General features: G+C 67.9%; 13 protein-coding genes. 6 read left to right on the forward strand and 7 right to left on the reverse strand.

Annotated elements, in window-relative coordinates; genetic code table 11:
• Positions 1-43: 43 nt before the first annotated feature.
• From ACQR03_RS18615 to ACQR03_RS18625, 3 genes are all read right to left on the reverse strand, one after another.
• On the reverse strand, positions 44-1,345 hold the full coding sequence (locus ACQR03_RS18615) for an MFS transporter (protein ID WP_316174240.1): 1,302 nt from the start codon (positions 1,343-1,345) through the stop codon (positions 44-46).
• A gap of 798 nt (positions 1,346-2,143) precedes the next feature.
• A complete protein-coding gene (locus ACQR03_RS18620; RefSeq protein ID WP_315713387.1) occupies positions 2,144-2,956 on the reverse strand; it encodes a DODA-type extradiol aromatic ring-opening family dioxygenase in 813 nt (270 codons plus the stop codon).
• Positions 2,957-3,170: 214 nt separating this feature from the next.
• Positions 3,171-3,605 carry a DoxX family protein gene (locus ACQR03_RS18625; RefSeq protein WP_315713388.1) on the reverse strand — a complete coding sequence of 145 codons (435 nt, stop codon included), beginning with the start codon at positions 3,603-3,605 and terminating at the stop codon, positions 3,171-3,173.
• A 102-nt stretch (positions 3,606-3,707) separates the two neighbouring features.
• Here ACQR03_RS18625 and ACQR03_RS18630 point away from each other — a divergent pair, with 102 nt between their 5' ends.
• The 4 genes from ACQR03_RS18630 to ACQR03_RS18645 all read left to right on the forward strand — a co-directional run bounded on the left by ACQR03_RS18630 (position 3,708) and on the right by ACQR03_RS18645 (position 7,341).
• Positions 3,708-4,625, forward strand: coding sequence for a LysR family transcriptional regulator (locus ACQR03_RS18630; RefSeq protein WP_315713389.1), 918 nt, complete (start codon positions 3,708-3,710; stop codon positions 4,623-4,625).
• A gap of 42 nt (positions 4,626-4,667) precedes the next feature.
• Positions 4,668-6,371 (forward strand): SulP family inorganic anion transporter, encoded by a 1,704-nt coding sequence (locus tag ACQR03_RS18635; RefSeq protein WP_316226143.1) that lies wholly within the window; start codon positions 4,668-4,670, stop codon positions 6,369-6,371.
• Between the two features lie 199 nt (positions 6,372-6,570).
• Positions 6,571-6,801 carry a hypothetical protein gene (locus tag ACQR03_RS18640; RefSeq protein ID WP_315769129.1) on the forward strand — a complete coding sequence of 77 codons (231 nt, stop codon included), beginning with the start codon at positions 6,571-6,573 and terminating at the stop codon, positions 6,799-6,801.
• A 267-nt stretch (positions 6,802-7,068) separates the two neighbouring features.
• The gene (locus tag ACQR03_RS18645; protein ID WP_315713392.1) at positions 7,069-7,341 is read left to right on the forward strand and encodes a GCG_CRPN prefix-to-repeats domain-containing protein; all 273 of its coding nucleotides are present in this window, start codon (positions 7,069-7,071) and stop codon (positions 7,339-7,341) included.
• A 176-nt stretch (positions 7,342-7,517) separates the two neighbouring features.
• On the opposite strand, the gene ACQR03_RS18650 is transcribed toward ACQR03_RS18645, so the two are convergent.
• Positions 7,518-8,939: an FAD-binding oxidoreductase gene (locus tag ACQR03_RS18650; protein ID WP_316226144.1), complete on the reverse strand. Its 1,422-nt coding sequence runs from the start codon at positions 8,937-8,939 to the stop codon at positions 7,518-7,520.
• 72 nt (positions 8,940-9,011) lie between these two features.
• Between ACQR03_RS18650 and ACQR03_RS18655 the strand changes: the two genes are divergently transcribed.
• Positions 9,012-9,518 carry a thioesterase family protein gene (locus tag ACQR03_RS18655; RefSeq protein WP_315713394.1) on the forward strand — a complete coding sequence of 169 codons (507 nt, stop codon included), beginning with the start codon at positions 9,012-9,014 and terminating at the stop codon, positions 9,516-9,518.
• 16 nt (positions 9,519-9,534) lie between these two features.
• Here the strand turns inward: ACQR03_RS18655 and ACQR03_RS18660 are convergent, their stop codons facing one another.
• Entirely contained in the window at positions 9,535-11,073 is a 1,539-nt protein-coding gene (locus ACQR03_RS18660; protein ID WP_316165976.1) for a helix-turn-helix domain-containing protein, read from the reverse strand.
• A 159-nt stretch (positions 11,074-11,232) separates the two neighbouring features.
• Between ACQR03_RS18660 and ACQR03_RS18665 the strand changes: the two genes are divergently transcribed.
• Positions 11,233-12,072 carry a class I SAM-dependent methyltransferase gene (locus ACQR03_RS18665; RefSeq protein WP_316169800.1) on the forward strand — a complete coding sequence of 280 codons (840 nt, stop codon included), beginning with the start codon at positions 11,233-11,235 and terminating at the stop codon, positions 12,070-12,072.
• A gap of 133 nt (positions 12,073-12,205) precedes the next feature.
• Here ACQR03_RS18665 and ACQR03_RS18670 read toward each other — a convergent pair whose 3' ends face one another.
• Both ACQR03_RS18670 and ACQR03_RS18675 read right to left on the reverse strand, forming a co-directional pair.
• On the reverse strand, positions 12,206-13,423 hold the full coding sequence (locus ACQR03_RS18670) for an alpha/beta hydrolase (RefSeq protein ID WP_316165973.1): 1,218 nt from the start codon (positions 13,421-13,423) through the stop codon (positions 12,206-12,208).
• A gap of 282 nt (positions 13,424-13,705) precedes the next feature.
• Positions 13,706-15,205, reverse strand: a complete 1,500-nt coding sequence (locus ACQR03_RS18675; protein ID WP_316192945.1) for an amidase — start codon at positions 15,203-15,205, stop codon at positions 13,706-13,708.
• Positions 15,206-15,401: the final 196 nt, after the last annotated feature.

The following is a 15,401-nucleotide window of genomic DNA, read 5'->3' on the forward strand; positions in this document are numbered from 1 at the left end:
GCTCACGGCCGCGGCGCGATGGCAAGTCGGCCCCGATCACACATCATGCCGCCGCCCCCGCCGTCTTTAACCTGTGCAACTGGCCGGCGACGAGGCGGACCCGGCGGGGGGCCGCGATCCAGATCGCCGCCGCCGAGACGAAGGCGCCGAGGAAGGCGATCACGAAGCCCGGCGTGTAGCTCAGGGTGTAGTCATACAGCACGCCGGTCACCCACGGCCCCGCTGCGCCGCCGCACAGCCCGATCAACATCAGCGTTCCGAAGATGCTGCCGAAATGCGCCCCCTGGAATATTTCCAGCGCGACCGCGCCCATCACCGAGGTCAGGCCGTAGCCCAGCGCGCCCTGCGTCGCCACCATGACGTAGATCAGCACCAGCGACGGCGCGGCCTTGAGCGCGATCAGCGCGGCGAAGCAGATCGCGAAGCCGAGACAGCCCAATCCCCACACCGCCTCGCGCCCCAGGCGGTCCGACAGATGGCCGAGCGCGATCTGGCCGGGAATCCCGAGCAGGCTGACGGCCCCGAGCGCCCACACCGCGACGCTCGAGCTGAAGCCGATCTCGAGCAGGTATTTCGTCTGGTGCACCTGCACCGCGTACCAGACATAGAGCCCGAAGAAATAGCCCAGCGCGAGCCACCAGAACCGGCCCGTGCGCAGCGCGCGCGACAACGTCCAGTCGGTGCCGGCCCAGGCGGCGTCGACGACGTTGGACACCGGCTTGGCCGCGTGGGCGAGCGGCGCGGCGTCGCCGTCGGGGCGCAGGCCGATCTCCTCCGGCTTCTTGCGCAGCAAGAGATTGATCGGCGCCAGCACGACCAGCACGACGATGCCCATCGCGGTGCAGGCCGTGCGCCAGTTGGTCTGCGCGATCATGTGCTGCACCCACGGCAACAGCGTCATCGAGCCGACGCCGACGCCGGCGAAGGCGATGCCGATCGCCAGCCCGCGGCGGCGAATGAACCAGTTCGGCAGGAACAGGGACTGGCCGGAATAGCCAAGACAGACGCTGCCGGCGCCGACCATCACGCCAATGGTGAGGTAGAGATGCCAGGGCTGCGAGGTCAGCGGCGCCAGCAACAGTCCGCAAGCCATCAGCGCGACGCCGAGCTCCATTACGGCCCGCGGGCCGGTGCGATCCATCAGCCGTCCGATCAGCGGACTGACGATTCCGGAGGCAACGAAGCCGAACGAGAACGCGCCGGCGGTGACGCCGCGGTCCCAGCCGAATTCGGCGAGAACAGGCGGATAGAACAGCGAGAACGCGGTGCGCGCATTGACCCCGATCGCCATCGTCACGAAGGTCACGGCGACGATGACCCAGCCATAATAGAACGGCAGGCGCATGGTTGTTTCACTCCCTGGTGCATCCTTCGCATCATCTGCATGCGGAGGGGTCAAGGATTTTCTACGCCGCGCCATCCCGTGTCAGTTACCTCCGAGGTCATGTGTGCGGCGCACAGATTGGAGGCAGCTCCTCTCCTTCGTCATTGCGAGCGCAGCGAAGCAATCCAGACTCGTGCCGCGGAGAGATTCTGGATTGCTTCGCTGCGCTCGCAATGACGATTGTGGCGACAGCTTGAATCCATCGATCGAACAGACGCGCGTCTGCAATTCCGCGGCATGACATGCCCGGGCTGTGCAACGTCCGTTCACCCTCATCAATCAGGAGGGCGCAGGGAAGGCCGGGCGCTGGCCGCGCCCGTGGCCCGCCTGCTCAAAAAAATGCAGGCGGCAGGTACCACAGGTTCAGCCGAGATCGCCCGGCCCTCCCTGCGCGATGGTCTTCACGCTTATATGCAGGCTTCCTGGCGCTCGGCTTGTTGGCCGCCATGCGCGACAACGCGTTTCACGCGTTGCGCGGTGATACCAGCGTCGAGGTATCAGAACCCTGCAACTTCACGTCCGCAAGAGCTTCGTTCGTCCGCACATCGAAAGGACATGCTGCGAGTTCTCGCGGCCACCGCTCCCCGCCTCGCGTGTCGTGACGATCGCGCGCAACGCCCCTCCGCAAGTGAGGCGGGATGCGCGGAAGGATCGCGGTGATTTGCCCGACGACGCAAGCGAAATCGTCTGCGACAAAGTAACCCGTCGGGCAAAATGGGCCCGACGGGCAGATGCAGATCGAACTAACAAGTCAACGGCTCACGCCGCAGCCTTCGCCTCGTCTGCGCCGTGGAACGCATACACGTCCATGCGCAGCACGCCGTAATTGGCGCTGTTGTGCAGGCGCTCCACGCGGGCGCCCTCGCCGGCGGCGCCGAGCGCGGCGAACAGCGGCAGGAAGTGCTCGTCGGTCGGATGGTTGTCGCGCGCATGCGGGGCGAGACGGCGGTAGTCGACGAGATCGTCGACGCGGCCCTCGATCGCGGCCTGGTGCACCCAGTCGGCGAAGTCGACCACCCAGGAGGGCGCGGGATCGTCGATGTCGAGCCGGCGCTTGCGGAACTCGCCGAGATTGTGGGTGAAGCTGCCGCTGCCGATGATCAGCACGCCCTCCTCGCGCAGCGGCGCCAGCGCACGGCCGAGCGCGAGATGATGCGCAGGGCCCTGCTCGGTCTGGACCGAGAGCTGCAGCACCGGAATGTCGGCCTGCGGGTACATCAGGAGCAGCGGCACCCAGGCGCCGTGATCGAGGCCGCGCTCGCGGTCGATGCCGACCGGCAGGCCGGCCGCCTGCAACCGCGCCGCGACGGCCTGCGCGAGATCGGGCGCCCCCGGCGCGGGATAGCGCAACTGATAGAGCTCGCGGGGAAAGCCGTAGAAGTCGTAGATGGTCTCGTTGGTGGCCACCGCATTGACGGCGGGGATGTCGGTCTCCCAATGCGCCGAGATCACCAGGATCGCCTTCGGCCGCGGCAGGCTGCCGCCGAGGCCGACGAGGAAGTCACGGGCGGCCGAATCCGTGAGCGGCAGCATCGGCGAGCCGTGCGACAGGAAGATGCTGGGCAGGGTCATGTCATCTCTCCTCGGGCGATATAGGGATGTCCACCTGTCAACCCAACCCACAGCCGTCGTCCCTGCGAAAGCAGGGACCCATACCGCGGGATCGACGTTTGAGGCAGGCTGCGCGTCGACCAGCGTGCTCGACCCAAGTCCGCTTGTGGTTATGGGTCCCCGCGTTCGCGGGGACGACACTGAGATTGTCGCGGCAGTCAACCAACCATGACGATCAATGCGCGCTGCGCAACTGCCCGCCGGCAAGGCCGCTGCGAAGGCTGCCCAGCGCATAGGCGCCGTCGCCGAGCAGGGCCTGGATCACCAGGGTGACGGCCCAGAACGCCGGATACTCCCAGCCGCCCTTCGGATTGTTGAAGAAGAACCCGGCAGAGCCATGCACGGTGAAGATGGCGCCGAGCAGGATCGGCACGGCGGCGAGCGCGACCCAGCGGGTGGCGATGCCGAGGATCAGGGCAATGCCGGCCAGGATCTCGGCGGCGATCACGAGATAGGCCAGCTCGGGCGGCAGGCCGATGCTGCCGAAGAACTTTGCGGTGCCGGCCGGGCTGAAGACGAATAGCTTGAGGCTGGCATGGGCCAGGAACAGCCCGCCAAGAGTGAGGCGGAGCAGGAGCGCGGCATAAGGCGCAGTACGGGAATCGATCATCGGGACCTCCGTGGGGACTTCCCGCCATATGGATCATTTCCCCTCAGACGATAATCCGCTACAATGGAAAATCAGTTCACACTCCAAGAGTGAGATGATCCAGTGTTGGACCGGCTGACCGGACTGGAGGTGCTCTCGAAGGTGGCCGGCTGCGGAAGCCTGTCGGGCGCGGCCCGCCTGCTCGGCATGTCGCCGACCATGGTGACAAAACACCTCGCGGCGCTGGAGACGCGACTCGGCACCAAGCTGTTTCACCGCACCACGCGCCGGCTGACCATCACCGAGGCCGGACGCCGCTATCTCGACCTTGCCGAGCGCGTGCTCGGCGACTTCGAGGCGGCCGAGAGCGCGATCGCGGCCGACCGCGTCGAGCCGCGCGGGCTGTTGCGCCTCAATGTCCCGCTCGCCTTCGGCACGCGCCAGATCGCGCCGCTGCTCGCCGGCTTCGCCGCGCTCTATCCCGGCGTCAGCGTCGAGCTCGGCCTCAACGACCGGCTGGTCGACCTGATCGAGGAAGGCTGGGATCTCGCGATCCGCATCGGCACGCTCAAGGACTCCAGCCTGGTGGCGCGGCGGCTGGCGCCGTGCCGGATGATGGTGTGCGCCGCGCCGTCCTATCTCGCCGTGCATGGGACACCGCGCACCACGGCCGATCTCGCCGGTCACAACTGCCTCGGCTATACGCTGGCGGCGGCCGGCCCGTCGCGCTGGCGCATGGGCGGCAAAGCCGCGGTCGATGTCACCGTGAGCGGCAATCTGCGCGCCAACAATGGCGATGCGCTGCTCGCGGCGGCGTTGGCCGGACAGGGCGTGATCTACCAGCCGACCTTCATCGTCGGCGACGACATCCGCGCGGGCCGGCTGGTGCCGCTGACGCTCGACGCGCCGCCGTCGGACCTGCTGGCGGTGCACGCCGTCTATCTGCCGGACCGCACGCCATCGGCCAAGGTGCGCGCCTTCATAGACCACCTCGCCGCGGCGTTCGCGCCGGAGCCGCCCTGGGATCGCGATCTTGCGTGAGCGGACGAACACATCGACCGTGATGCGCTTGGAGACATCGACATGATCGAGCAACCACGCCACGACGGCAACCATCATTGGCCGATGCTCCGCTCGCTGCGAGGCTGGCGGATCAGCGCCCTGCCCGCCGATCTCGCCGCCGGATTGACGCTGGCGGCGATCGCGATCCCCGAGCAGATGGCGACCGCCAAGCTCGGCGGCTTCACGCCCGAGACCGGCTTCTTCGCCTTCATGGCGGGATCGCTGGGGTTCGCGCTGTTCGGCGCCAACCGCTTCCTGTCCTGCGGCGCCGATTCCACGATCACGCCGATCTTCGCCGGCGGCCTGGCGCTGCTCGCGGCCAGCGGCACGCTTGAATACGGCAGCCTCGCTGCGGCGCTGGCGCTGCTGGTCGGAGTCATGCTGGTGCTGGCCGGCGGCTTCAGGCTCGGCGGCATCGCCAACCTGCTGTCGGTGCCGGTCACCGTGGGCTTCCTGGCCGGCATCGCCGTTCACATCATCGTCTCGCAATTGCCGGGCGTGCTCGGCCTGCCGTCACCGAGCGGGCCAACGCTGGCGCGGATCGCCACCCTCGCTGGCGAACTCGGCAAGGCCAACGGGTACACGATGCTCATCGGCTTCGGCGTGCTCGCGACCATCACGGTCTGCGAGCGGATCAGCGCCCGCATTCCCGGCGCGCTGATCGCGCTTACGGCCTCGACCTTGTTCGTGCTCTCGGCCGGGCTGCGGGGACGCGGCGTGCCCGTCATCGGCGAGATCGCCGGCACGGTGCCGATGCCGTCCGTGCCGCTGATCGGGCCGGAACAATGGGCGAAGCTGGTTCCGCTCGCCTTCCTGATCGCGGTCGTGGTGATGGTGCAGACGTCGGCGACGACGCGCTCGTTCCCTTCCGATCCCGACCGCGCGGCCGACGTCGACCGCGACTTCCTCGGCGCCGGTGCCGGCAGCCTGCTGGCCGGATTGTTCGGCGCGTTTCCGGTCAATGCGAGTCCACCGCGCACCGGCATCGTGGTCGAGACCGGCGGCCGGTCGCAGGTCGCGGGCCTGCTCGCCGCTGGGATCGTGCTGCTGCTCGTGCTGTTCGGAGCCCGGCTGCTTGCAAACGTCCCGGAGGCGGGGCTCGGCGGCGTGCTGCTGTTCGTCGCGCTGCGCATCATCCGCGTCGCGCAGATCACGAGCGTCTATCGTGCGTCGAAGGGCGAGTTCCTGCTCATCCTGGCCACCGCGGTGGCCATCGTCGCACTGCCGATCGAGCAGGGCGTCGCGCTCGGCATCGCGCTGTCGCTGCTGCACGGCATCTGGAGCACGACGCGCGCCCACCTCATCGCCTTCCAGCGCGTGCCGGACACGACGATCTGGTGGCCGGCGCATCCGCAGATCAAGGGCGAGGAACTGTCCGACATCGCCGTGGTCGGCTTCCAGGCCCCGCTCAGCTTCCTCAATGCGGCGACGTTCCGCGCCGACATGCAGCGCCTGCTGCGCAGCCGCAAGCCGCGGCTGGTGGTGTTCGAGGCCAGCGCCATCGTCGAGATCGATTTCACCGCCGCGCAGACCCTGCGCGACGTGATCCATATCTGCAACGAGGCCGGTATCGTGTTCGCGGTGGCGCGGCTGGAGTCGCTGCGGGCCCAGGCGGCCTTCGAACGGTTCGGCCTGTACGATGTGCTGCCCCGGGAGCGCGTGTTCCACAGCGTCGATCACGCGCTGCAGAAGCTGCGCAGCAGTGCCTCGGATGTGCACGCTTGAGGGAATGGCGGCACGAGCGCCGCCGTGGTCGACGACGACCCCGGCGGCAGGCGGACGCTTGCGCTCTGCGCAGTGACCTCGTGATACGAACCGTTACACGTTGCGGCGACGGTCGACATATGCCCGCTAAATTCATCGGCGAGACAACCGCCTCACGAGGCCCGGCGCGTCGGCCGCGGCGAGAGAGGAATCATCGATCATGCACAAGCTGCTTCCGCTGCTGTTGATAGTCATCTCCAGCACCGCCGCCCAGGCTCAGGACAGGAGCGCCATGCGCCAGGCCTGCGGCGACGATGTGCGTACGCTCTGTACTGGAATCATCCCGGGCGGCGGCCGCATCAAGCAATGCATGATCGAGAAGTTCGACAAGCTCTCCGACGGCTGCAGGACGGCGTTGAAGGACGCAAAGGCGCAGCAAGGCGGAAAATGATGCCGCCTGCGACGAAAGCCAGCGGAACGCGTCGCTGATCGTTCATGTTCCTTGCAGCGAATGTCTGCTAGAAGACCGCACGATGGCGTCGACACTGCAGCGATGCGCCACATGATCGGCAGAGCTGCATCGGGCGACCGGCGTCGTCGAGAGCTCTATGGTACTGGGAAGAGGTTTCGAGACCTCGAAAATATTGCGAAACCAAAATTTGCCCGACGACGTCTAAGGACTGCACTGCTTCGAAACCAACGAGAGGACCGCACTGCAATGCGCAATCTGTTCACCTCCGCCCTGCTCGCCGCGACCGTCATGTTGGGCGCGTCGGCCGCGCAGGCCTTCACGCTGCCAGCCCAGCCGGCTGCTCCGGACAGCAATGTCGAGCGCGTCGCCGGCGGCTGTGGTCCCGGTTGGTTCCCCGACCGCTGGGGCCGCTGCCGGCCCGCCCCGCGCGTCTATCGCCCCTACGGCTACGGCGTCTACGGCCCGCGCACCTGCTGGGTGCGGCCGACGCCGTGGGGACCGCGCCGCGTCTGCCGTTGATCTGCACGGAAACAAAGCGCCGCCGCGTGTCGAACGCGGCGGCGTTTTCTATTTGGTGAATCGTGATGCATTCCGACATCTCCCGCGAGCTGGGAGATGTGAGTAGCGGCCCTATGTGAGCAGCGGGCCTGCACGCCGAACCCAAATCCGAAACCCAGCTCGGCTTGGATTGCCGATCAGCGCGCCGGGATGATCTTGCCGGGATTGAAGATGTTCTGCGGATCGAGCGCCTGCTTCACCGCGCGCATCGCATCGAGCGCTTCCGGGCCGAGCTCGGACTCGAGATATTTCTGCTTGCCCTGGCCGATGCCGTGCTCGCCGGTGCAGGTGCCGCCCATGGCCTGCGCGCGCTCGACGAGGCGATGCATGAACTCGTCGCCGCGCGCCATCTCGTCGGCGTCGTCGACGTCGCACATCAAGGAGCAGTGGAAATTGCCGTCGCCGACATGGCCGACGATCGGCGAGGTCAGCCTGAGACGCGCGAGGTCCTCCTCGGTCTCGGTGACGCAGTCCGCGAGCCTGGAGATCGGCACGCAGACATCGGTCGCGACCACGCCAACACCGGGCCGGATCGCCTTCACGGACCAATAGGCATCGTGACGCGCCTGCCACAGCTTGGTGCGGTCCTCCGGCTTGGTGGTCCAGGCGAAGTCGCCGCCGCCGCACTCCCTGGCGATCTCGGAAAAGTTCTTCGACTGCTCGGCGACCTCGGCCTCGCTGCCGTGAAACTCCAAGAGCAGCAGCGGCGTCTCCGGCAGCGTCAGCTTGGAATAGGCGTTGCAGGCCCTGACCTGCGCCGCATTGAGCAGCTCGATGCGCGCCACCGGAATGCCGGTCTGGATCGCAAGGATCGTCGCCTGGCAGGCGCCGCGCACGGTCTCGAACGAGCACGACGCCGCGGCGATGGTCTCGGGAATGCCGCGCAGCCGGATCGTCATCTCGCAGATGATGCCGAGCGTGCCCTCGGCGCCGATGAACAGGTGCGTCAAATCGTAGCCGGCCGCGGACTTCTTGGCGCGGGTGCCGGTCTTGATGATCTCGCCGTCGCCGCGCACGACCTTCAGCGCCAGCACGTTCTCGCGGATGGTGCCGTAGCGCACCGCATTGGTGCCGGAGGCCCGCGTCGACGCCATGCCGCCGAGGGACGCGTCGGCGCCGGGATCGATCGGAAAGAACAGGCCCTGGTCGCGCAGATATTCGTTCAAGGTCTTGCGGGTGATGCCGGGCTGGATCACGCAGTCGAGGTCCTCGGCATGCACCTCCAGCACCTTGTTCATGTCGCGCATGTCGATGCAGATGCCGCCGGCCGGCGCATTGACCTGGCCCTCCAACGAGGTGCCGGTGCCGAACGGAATGATCGGCACGCCCTTTGGCGCACAGATGCGGACGACGTCCTGGATGTCGGCGGTCTCCTGCGCCAGCACCACGCCATCCGGCGGCTGCGTCGGCAGCCAGGTCGTGGTATGGCCATGTTGCTCGCGCACGGCCTGCGAGGTGATGAGCCGGTTGCCGAAGCGGGCCGCCAGCGCGTCGAGCGCGCTCTTGAGCGCCTCCGGCGCGGGCCGCTTCAAATCGTGATGGGGGATCGTCGTCGCCACTGCTTCCTCCGAAAGTTGGGCGGACCGTGGCAAAGGACGCAACAGGGGTCAAGGGAGCAAACGGAAGAGCCGATGAGCGATAATGCAGTGCCCACACAAGCCGGCGCGGGGCCGTTCCTGTCGTCCATCATGCAGATCGAGCCGCAATGGATCGACTACAACGGCCATCTCAACATGGCCTATTACAACGTGATGTTCGACCGCGCGATCGACCAGCTATGGGCCGAGCTCGGCATCGGACCGGCCTACATGAAGGAACGGCAGGGCTCGACCTTCATCACGGAGTGCCACGTGCGCTATTTGCGCGAGATCCATCTGGGTGATCCGGTGCAGGTCGCAGTCTGGCTGATCGGTGCCGACGAGAAGCGGCTGCACACGTTCGAGGAGCTCCGCCACGCCGACGAAGGCTGGATCTCGGCGAGTTCGGAGGGCATGTCGGTGCATATCGACATGACCAAGCGCAAGGTCGCGCCGTTTCCGCCGGACATCCAGGCCAACATCGCCCGCGTGCTGCAGGCGCATGCCGCGCTGCCGCAGCCCGACGGGCTCGGCCGCGCCATCGGCATGCCGAAGAGGTGACGGTGACCGGCCGCCGCTACGCCGGCAGGCCGGCGTCGGACAATCCCTCGAATACCCGGGCCGAATAGGCGTCCGGTAGCGGCGGCATGCCGCGCTGGACCTCGGCCAGGGTCAGGTCCGGATAGCCGGCACGCAGCGCCTGCAGACTGCGCAGGGCCGCGGATCGCTCGCCCGCCAGCACGTGGGACGGGCACATGGTCCGGTGCACCCAGAGCGACGACGGGTGCTCGCGCAGGCCGCGCTGCTGCCAGCGCGCCGCCTCCGCGTAGGTCCCGGCGGCGAAATGCGCGCAGCCGATTCCAATGATGGCGTTGAAGGCGAGCGGGTCCTGCGGCGCGAGATCCAGCGCAATCCGAAAGCGCTCGATCGCCGACGCGGCATCGCCGCGATAGACATCGAGCCAGCCGCTGCGGCTCCAGGCCCAGGCGGCACCGCCATCCAGCGCGAGCGCCCGGCCCACCACCTGCTCGGCCTCGGCGAGCTCATCCAGCAAGGTGAGCGCGTTGCCGAGCACGCACAGCACGGTCGCATCCGCAAGCTCGGTCGGCACGCGCTGCGCCAGGGCGCGACCAAGCTGCCGGTCCTGCCCGGGCGCGGTGCCGAAATGATAGACCGCGCGCTGGCCGTAGGCCCAGGCCGCGAGCGCCGTGGCCAGGGCATGACGGGGATCGCGGGCGATGGCCTGATGCAGCAGCTCGAGCGCACTGCGGTTGCCGTCGGCGTCGAGCGACAGCACGCCGGGCATGGCGCGCAGCGCGAGATCCTGCGCGGTCAGATCCTCATCCGGTTTGCGCAGCGCCCGATCGATCTCGGCGCGGCGCAGGCTTTGCAGCAGCGATGCCGCCACGCGGGCGGCCAACCGTTCGTGACTGTCGGCCTCCCACCGCAGCATGACCTCGCCGCGATGCGCCCATATCAGCCCGCCGCTGTCCTGGTCGATCAGCTGCAGCAGCAGCCGTGACGCGCCATCCCGACCCTGGAGCGACGCGTTCATGCGGTAGCGCGCCGCGCGCGGCTGGGTCGTCACGGCAAATCCCGCGCGGGTCAGCGCCAGCGTGAGCTCGGCCGCGAGGTCGTCCGCCAGCTCGCGCACGCTCGGATCGGTGGCGATCATGGCGAAGGCAATGGTCGGCCGATCGCGCACCGGCGCAATGGTGGTGCGCGACGCGGCGAGCTGCGCCATCAAGACCGCCTGCCGCTTCAGGGTTTCCGACGGCGTCTCGCCGTGGCAGCGACGATAGCCGGCGGCGAAGCGGCCGTAATGCGGGAAGCCGCAGCGCAGCGCGACGTCCATCACCTTCCCGCCGGCGCGCCCCTGCAGAAACTCGACACGGGCGCGCGCGTAGCCGATCTCCTGCCGGACCATTTGCGGCGACCGGCCGATCGACCTGACGAACTGGCGCTGCAAGGTCCGTCCGGAAACGCCGGCAATCTTCGCCAGATCGGCCAGCGTCCAGCGCCGCCCGAGGTCGTCATGCATCGCTTCGAGCGCGCGGCGTACGCTGCGTGGCAAAGGCTGCCGCGCCGCCAGGGGAACCTGATCTCCGTCCATCATGCGACGACGTCCAATTGCCTATGGGTCATCGGCGGCGCTCGAAAAGTTCACGATCCGGATGGCCGTGTCGCGATCTGGATAGCGCCGCCCGAAGCCTGCCGCGTACGTCTCCACACACCAGCGCGCGCAACAGCGCTGCATTCTCCGGAGGAGACCATCATGACCGCATCAGCTGCAATTCAGGCCGGCGCGACCGCAGAGCCGGATTTCACCGCGCTCAAGGCACGCCAGCACAGCGCGTGGTCGTCCGGCGACTACGCCATCGTCGGCAACACGCTGCAGATCGTCGGCGAGGAACTCTGCGAGGCGCTTGACATCCGCGCCGGCCAGAAGGTGCTCGACGTGGCCGCCGGCAACGGCAACGTCACATTGGCTGCGGCGCGGCGCTGGTGCAACGTCGTCTCGACCGACTACGTGCCTGCCCTGCTCGACCGCGGGCGCCAGCGTGCCGCCGCCGACGGCCTGTCCGTGCAGTTCCAGGAGGCCGATGCCGAGGCGCTTCCGTTCGGCGATGGCACATTCGACGTGGTGGTCTCGACATTCGGCGTGATGTTCACGCCCCGGCAGGAGCGCGCCGCCGCCGAGCTCACCCGGGTGTGCCGCAGCGGCGGCAAGATCGGCCTGGCCAATTGGACCCCCGACGGCTTCATCGGCCAGTTGTTCAAGACGCTCGGCAAATATCTGCCACCGCCCGCCGGCGCCAGATCGCCGGCGCTGTGGGGCACCGAGGCACGCATCCGAGAGATGTTCGCCGATGCCACCGACATTCGCTGCCATCGGCGTCATTTCGCGATGCGCTACCGCTCGCCTGAGCATTTCGTCGACGTGTTCAAGACCTACTATGGCCCGGTGCTCAAGGCCTTCGCTGCGCTTGATGGCGACCGCCAGGCCGATCTCAAGCGCGACATGCTGGCCCTGATCGGGACGCTCAATCGCGCCGAGGACGGCACGATGGTGGTGCCGTCGGAGTATCTCGAAGTGGTCATCATCAAACGCTGAGATCGTCAGCTCTGCATCACCCAGTCCGGCAGGCGCGCGAACCAGGGCTGCGCCTGCTCGAGCTGGCGGGCGAGCCGCAGCAGCCTCGTCTCGTCGCCGAGCCGGCCCATGCGGGCGCGCCTGCGTCCCGCGCTCAGCTCCCGCCGGCCGCCCTCTTCTTCGCAGCACCGGACTTGGCGACGCGCGCCTTCGCGGCGCGCGGCTTGGGACTGGTGGCCCTGACCGCCAAGCGGGCCTGCGGCCGAATGCGGTAGCGTCCCGACCCCACCGGATCGCGGTTGCTGACCTGGTTCTGCGGCACGCCCTGCAGCACCTGGACGATGTCGTCGCGGACCACCGGGAAGATCCGGTAATACTGGTGCTGCTGCGGGTCCTGCTCGAACGTCGTCACATCCGAACAATCGATCGCGGTGACCTTGTCGCTGATGCTGCCCATGTTGTCGGGACCGTCGCTGCCGAGCCGCGGACCGTTGAATTTCGTGCCCGCGCTCAGCGTATTGAGCACCCAATCCTTGGTCGAGTGATAGACCGTGACGCTGCTCGCGGTGCGCGGCAGATATTTCAGCTTCGCCGGGTCGTCGAACGCGTCCGCGTCCTCGTCGGCCGCCGCGAGCACGACCTTGTCGAAGGTCCTGCGCAATCCGGTCAGGGACGGCTGCGTCCCGCCCATCCGCACCATCGCCGGAACGCCGCCGGCCATGGCCGCGCCGGCGACCGGGTCGGGCATCTGCATCAAGGCCTGCAACGCGTTGCGCAGGACATAGACGCCCATGCTGTGACAGATGAGATGAATGCTCTGGTTGCAGCGTTCGCTCTCGGGCAGACCGTCGACGAAATCATAGAGCCGCCGCAGCGTGCGTGCCACGGCCGGGCCGGATGCCGCCGCCGTCTTGCGATCGTGCTGGTAGTCCACAAAGGGCAGCGGCACGCCGACCAGCGAGGCGACCGACGGCCAACTGAACACGAACATGTTGGCGTCGATCCCGTAGAACGCCGAGATCCACCCGGCGCGTTCGATCGAGTCGACGAAGCTGTTGCTGAAGCCGTGAATGAACGCCAGCGTCGGCCGCGCCTTCGCCAGCATGTCGGCACGCAGGGCGCCGAAGATCGTATTGCTGCCGAGGACCGCACGGGAGCCTTGCGGAAAGATCAGTTGCTCGTCCTCGACATGAAGCGATCCAGGCACCAGGGCATAGCTCGATGCCTGCAGATCGACCGCGATCTCGGCCCGGCCATACCTGATGTTCAAGCCGTTGACGGGACCGAGCTCGGAGCTGAACCCGGTAATCTGATTCGTGCCTTCAGCCGTGATCGGTTGCCTGTTGGTCGCGAAATAGACTGTGACGTTCATGATCCCGCCCTCTGAAAGTATCGCCAACGTGCATGGCACGGCACCGGACCAGCGGACCGTCGGAAGCGACGCGGAGTAGTTTCCGCACGACGGCAGCGACGTGCGATGTGCCGGGTCCGAAGAACGTGGCCGTCCGAAGAACGTCGCCGAGCCGGCGCGGCTTAGGCGACCGCGCTCCACCTAAGATAGAACACCACAAACAGCGCGCACGCAATCGCGATGGACGTGCACGGCGTCGTGCGACGCACGACCGCGCTGCTCGAACCGGCCCGCCGGGTGTGGTCAGCTCTGCATCACCCAGTCCGGCAGGCGCGCGAACCAGGGCTGCGCCTGCTCGAGCTGGCGGGCGAGCTGCAGCAGCCTCGTCTCGTCGCCGAGCCGGCCCACGAACTGCACGCCGAGCGGCAGGCCGTCGGCGGTCCAGTGCAGCGGCACGCTCATCGCCGGCGTGCCCGTGAGATTGGCGAGCTGCGTGAACGGGACATATTGCAGGCTGTCGCGGGCGATCTTGTCGATCATGCCGTCGAGCAGGCCCCAGCGCGTCATCAGCCCGAGCAGGCCGATGCGGTCGAGCATGTCGAGCAGGGTCTGCTCGGCGGTGCTCGGATCGCCCTCGCCGTGCCGGATTGGCGGATGCGCGAGCGTCGGCGTCAGCAGCAGGTCGTAGCGGGCATGGAAGCGCGCGAGCGCCCGCGCGAACTCGTTCCATTTCAGCAGCTGCGTCGTCAGCGCGCCGGCCGAGATCGCGCCGCCGAGCGTCGACAGCACCCGCGTCAGCAGCTCGAACTCCTCGCGCCTGGCGCCCTTGCCGCGCGCGTCGGCGACCAGCGCCGCGACCTGGCCGAAATAGATGTGCAGGAACGCTGTCGCGAGCGCGGGGCCATCGATGTCGGGCGAGGCCTCCTCGACCTCGTGACCAAGGCCCTGCAGCAGCTTCACGGCGTTGTCGACCGCAAGCTTCGCCTCGGCATGCACCTCGGTCCCGATCGGCGACGCCACCGTGTAGCCGATGCGCAGGCGGCCGGGATCGCGGGCTACCGCGTTGGCGTAGACCACGCCGGGCTCGGCGGTGAGAAAGGGATCACCGGGCTCGCCGCCCGCGATGACGTCGAGCGCGAGCGCGGTGTCGCGGACGCTGCGCGACAACACGCCCTCGCTGGATGCGCCGAACCAGTACTCGCCGAAGCCGGGCCCTGACGAGATCAGCCCGCGCGATGGCTTCAGGCCGAACAGGCCGCAGCAGGCGGCGGGAATGCGGATCGAGCCGCCGCCGTCATTGCCGGCGGCCATCGGCACGACGCCCGAAGCGACCGCCGCCGCAGCGCCGCCGCTGGAGCCGCCGGGCGTATGTGCGGGATTCCAGGGGTTGCTGACGCGGCCGAAGGCGCGGGAGTCGCTGACGCCCTTCAGCGCGAGCTCCGGCAGGTTGGTCTTGCCGAAGATTACGAGGCCGGCCTCGAGATACCGCCTCACGACCGAGGCATGCTCGCCGGCGACGAATCCGGATAGCGCCTTGCTGCCATAGGCCGTCGGCAGGCCCGCATAGTCCTGGGCGCAGTCCTTGATCAGGAACGGTACGCCGGTGAGCGGGCCGTTGGCGGGCTTGGCGAGCTGCGCGCGGGCCTCGCGCTCCATCAGCCTGCAGACGGCGTTGGTCCTCGGCTGGGCCCGCTCGTTCTGCGCCAGCGCGAGCTGCAGCAGCTCCGCCGCATGGGTCTCGCCGCCCTTCACCGCGGCGGCAAGCGCCGTCGCATCGCGCTGCACATAGTCCCGGACGTTCACATTGCCCTCCCCGCGCCGCCATTCGTCGCCGTGATCGTAGCTGATTCTGGCTGCGACCGAGGCGCAGTTGCGCCGAACGCGGCGGCAATACGGCGCATTGGCGGCAATCGTGGCCACACGATGATCTGCTGCGGTCGACTTGAGGGCGGGATTACGCAGTCTGGTCCTGATTTTAGTTAATTTGATTCAGATCATT

Origin of the sequence: Bradyrhizobium sp. HKCCYLS3070 (assembly GCF_051167575.1) — a bacterium.
Taxonomy (GTDB): Bacteria; Pseudomonadota; Alphaproteobacteria; order Rhizobiales; family Xanthobacteraceae; genus Bradyrhizobium.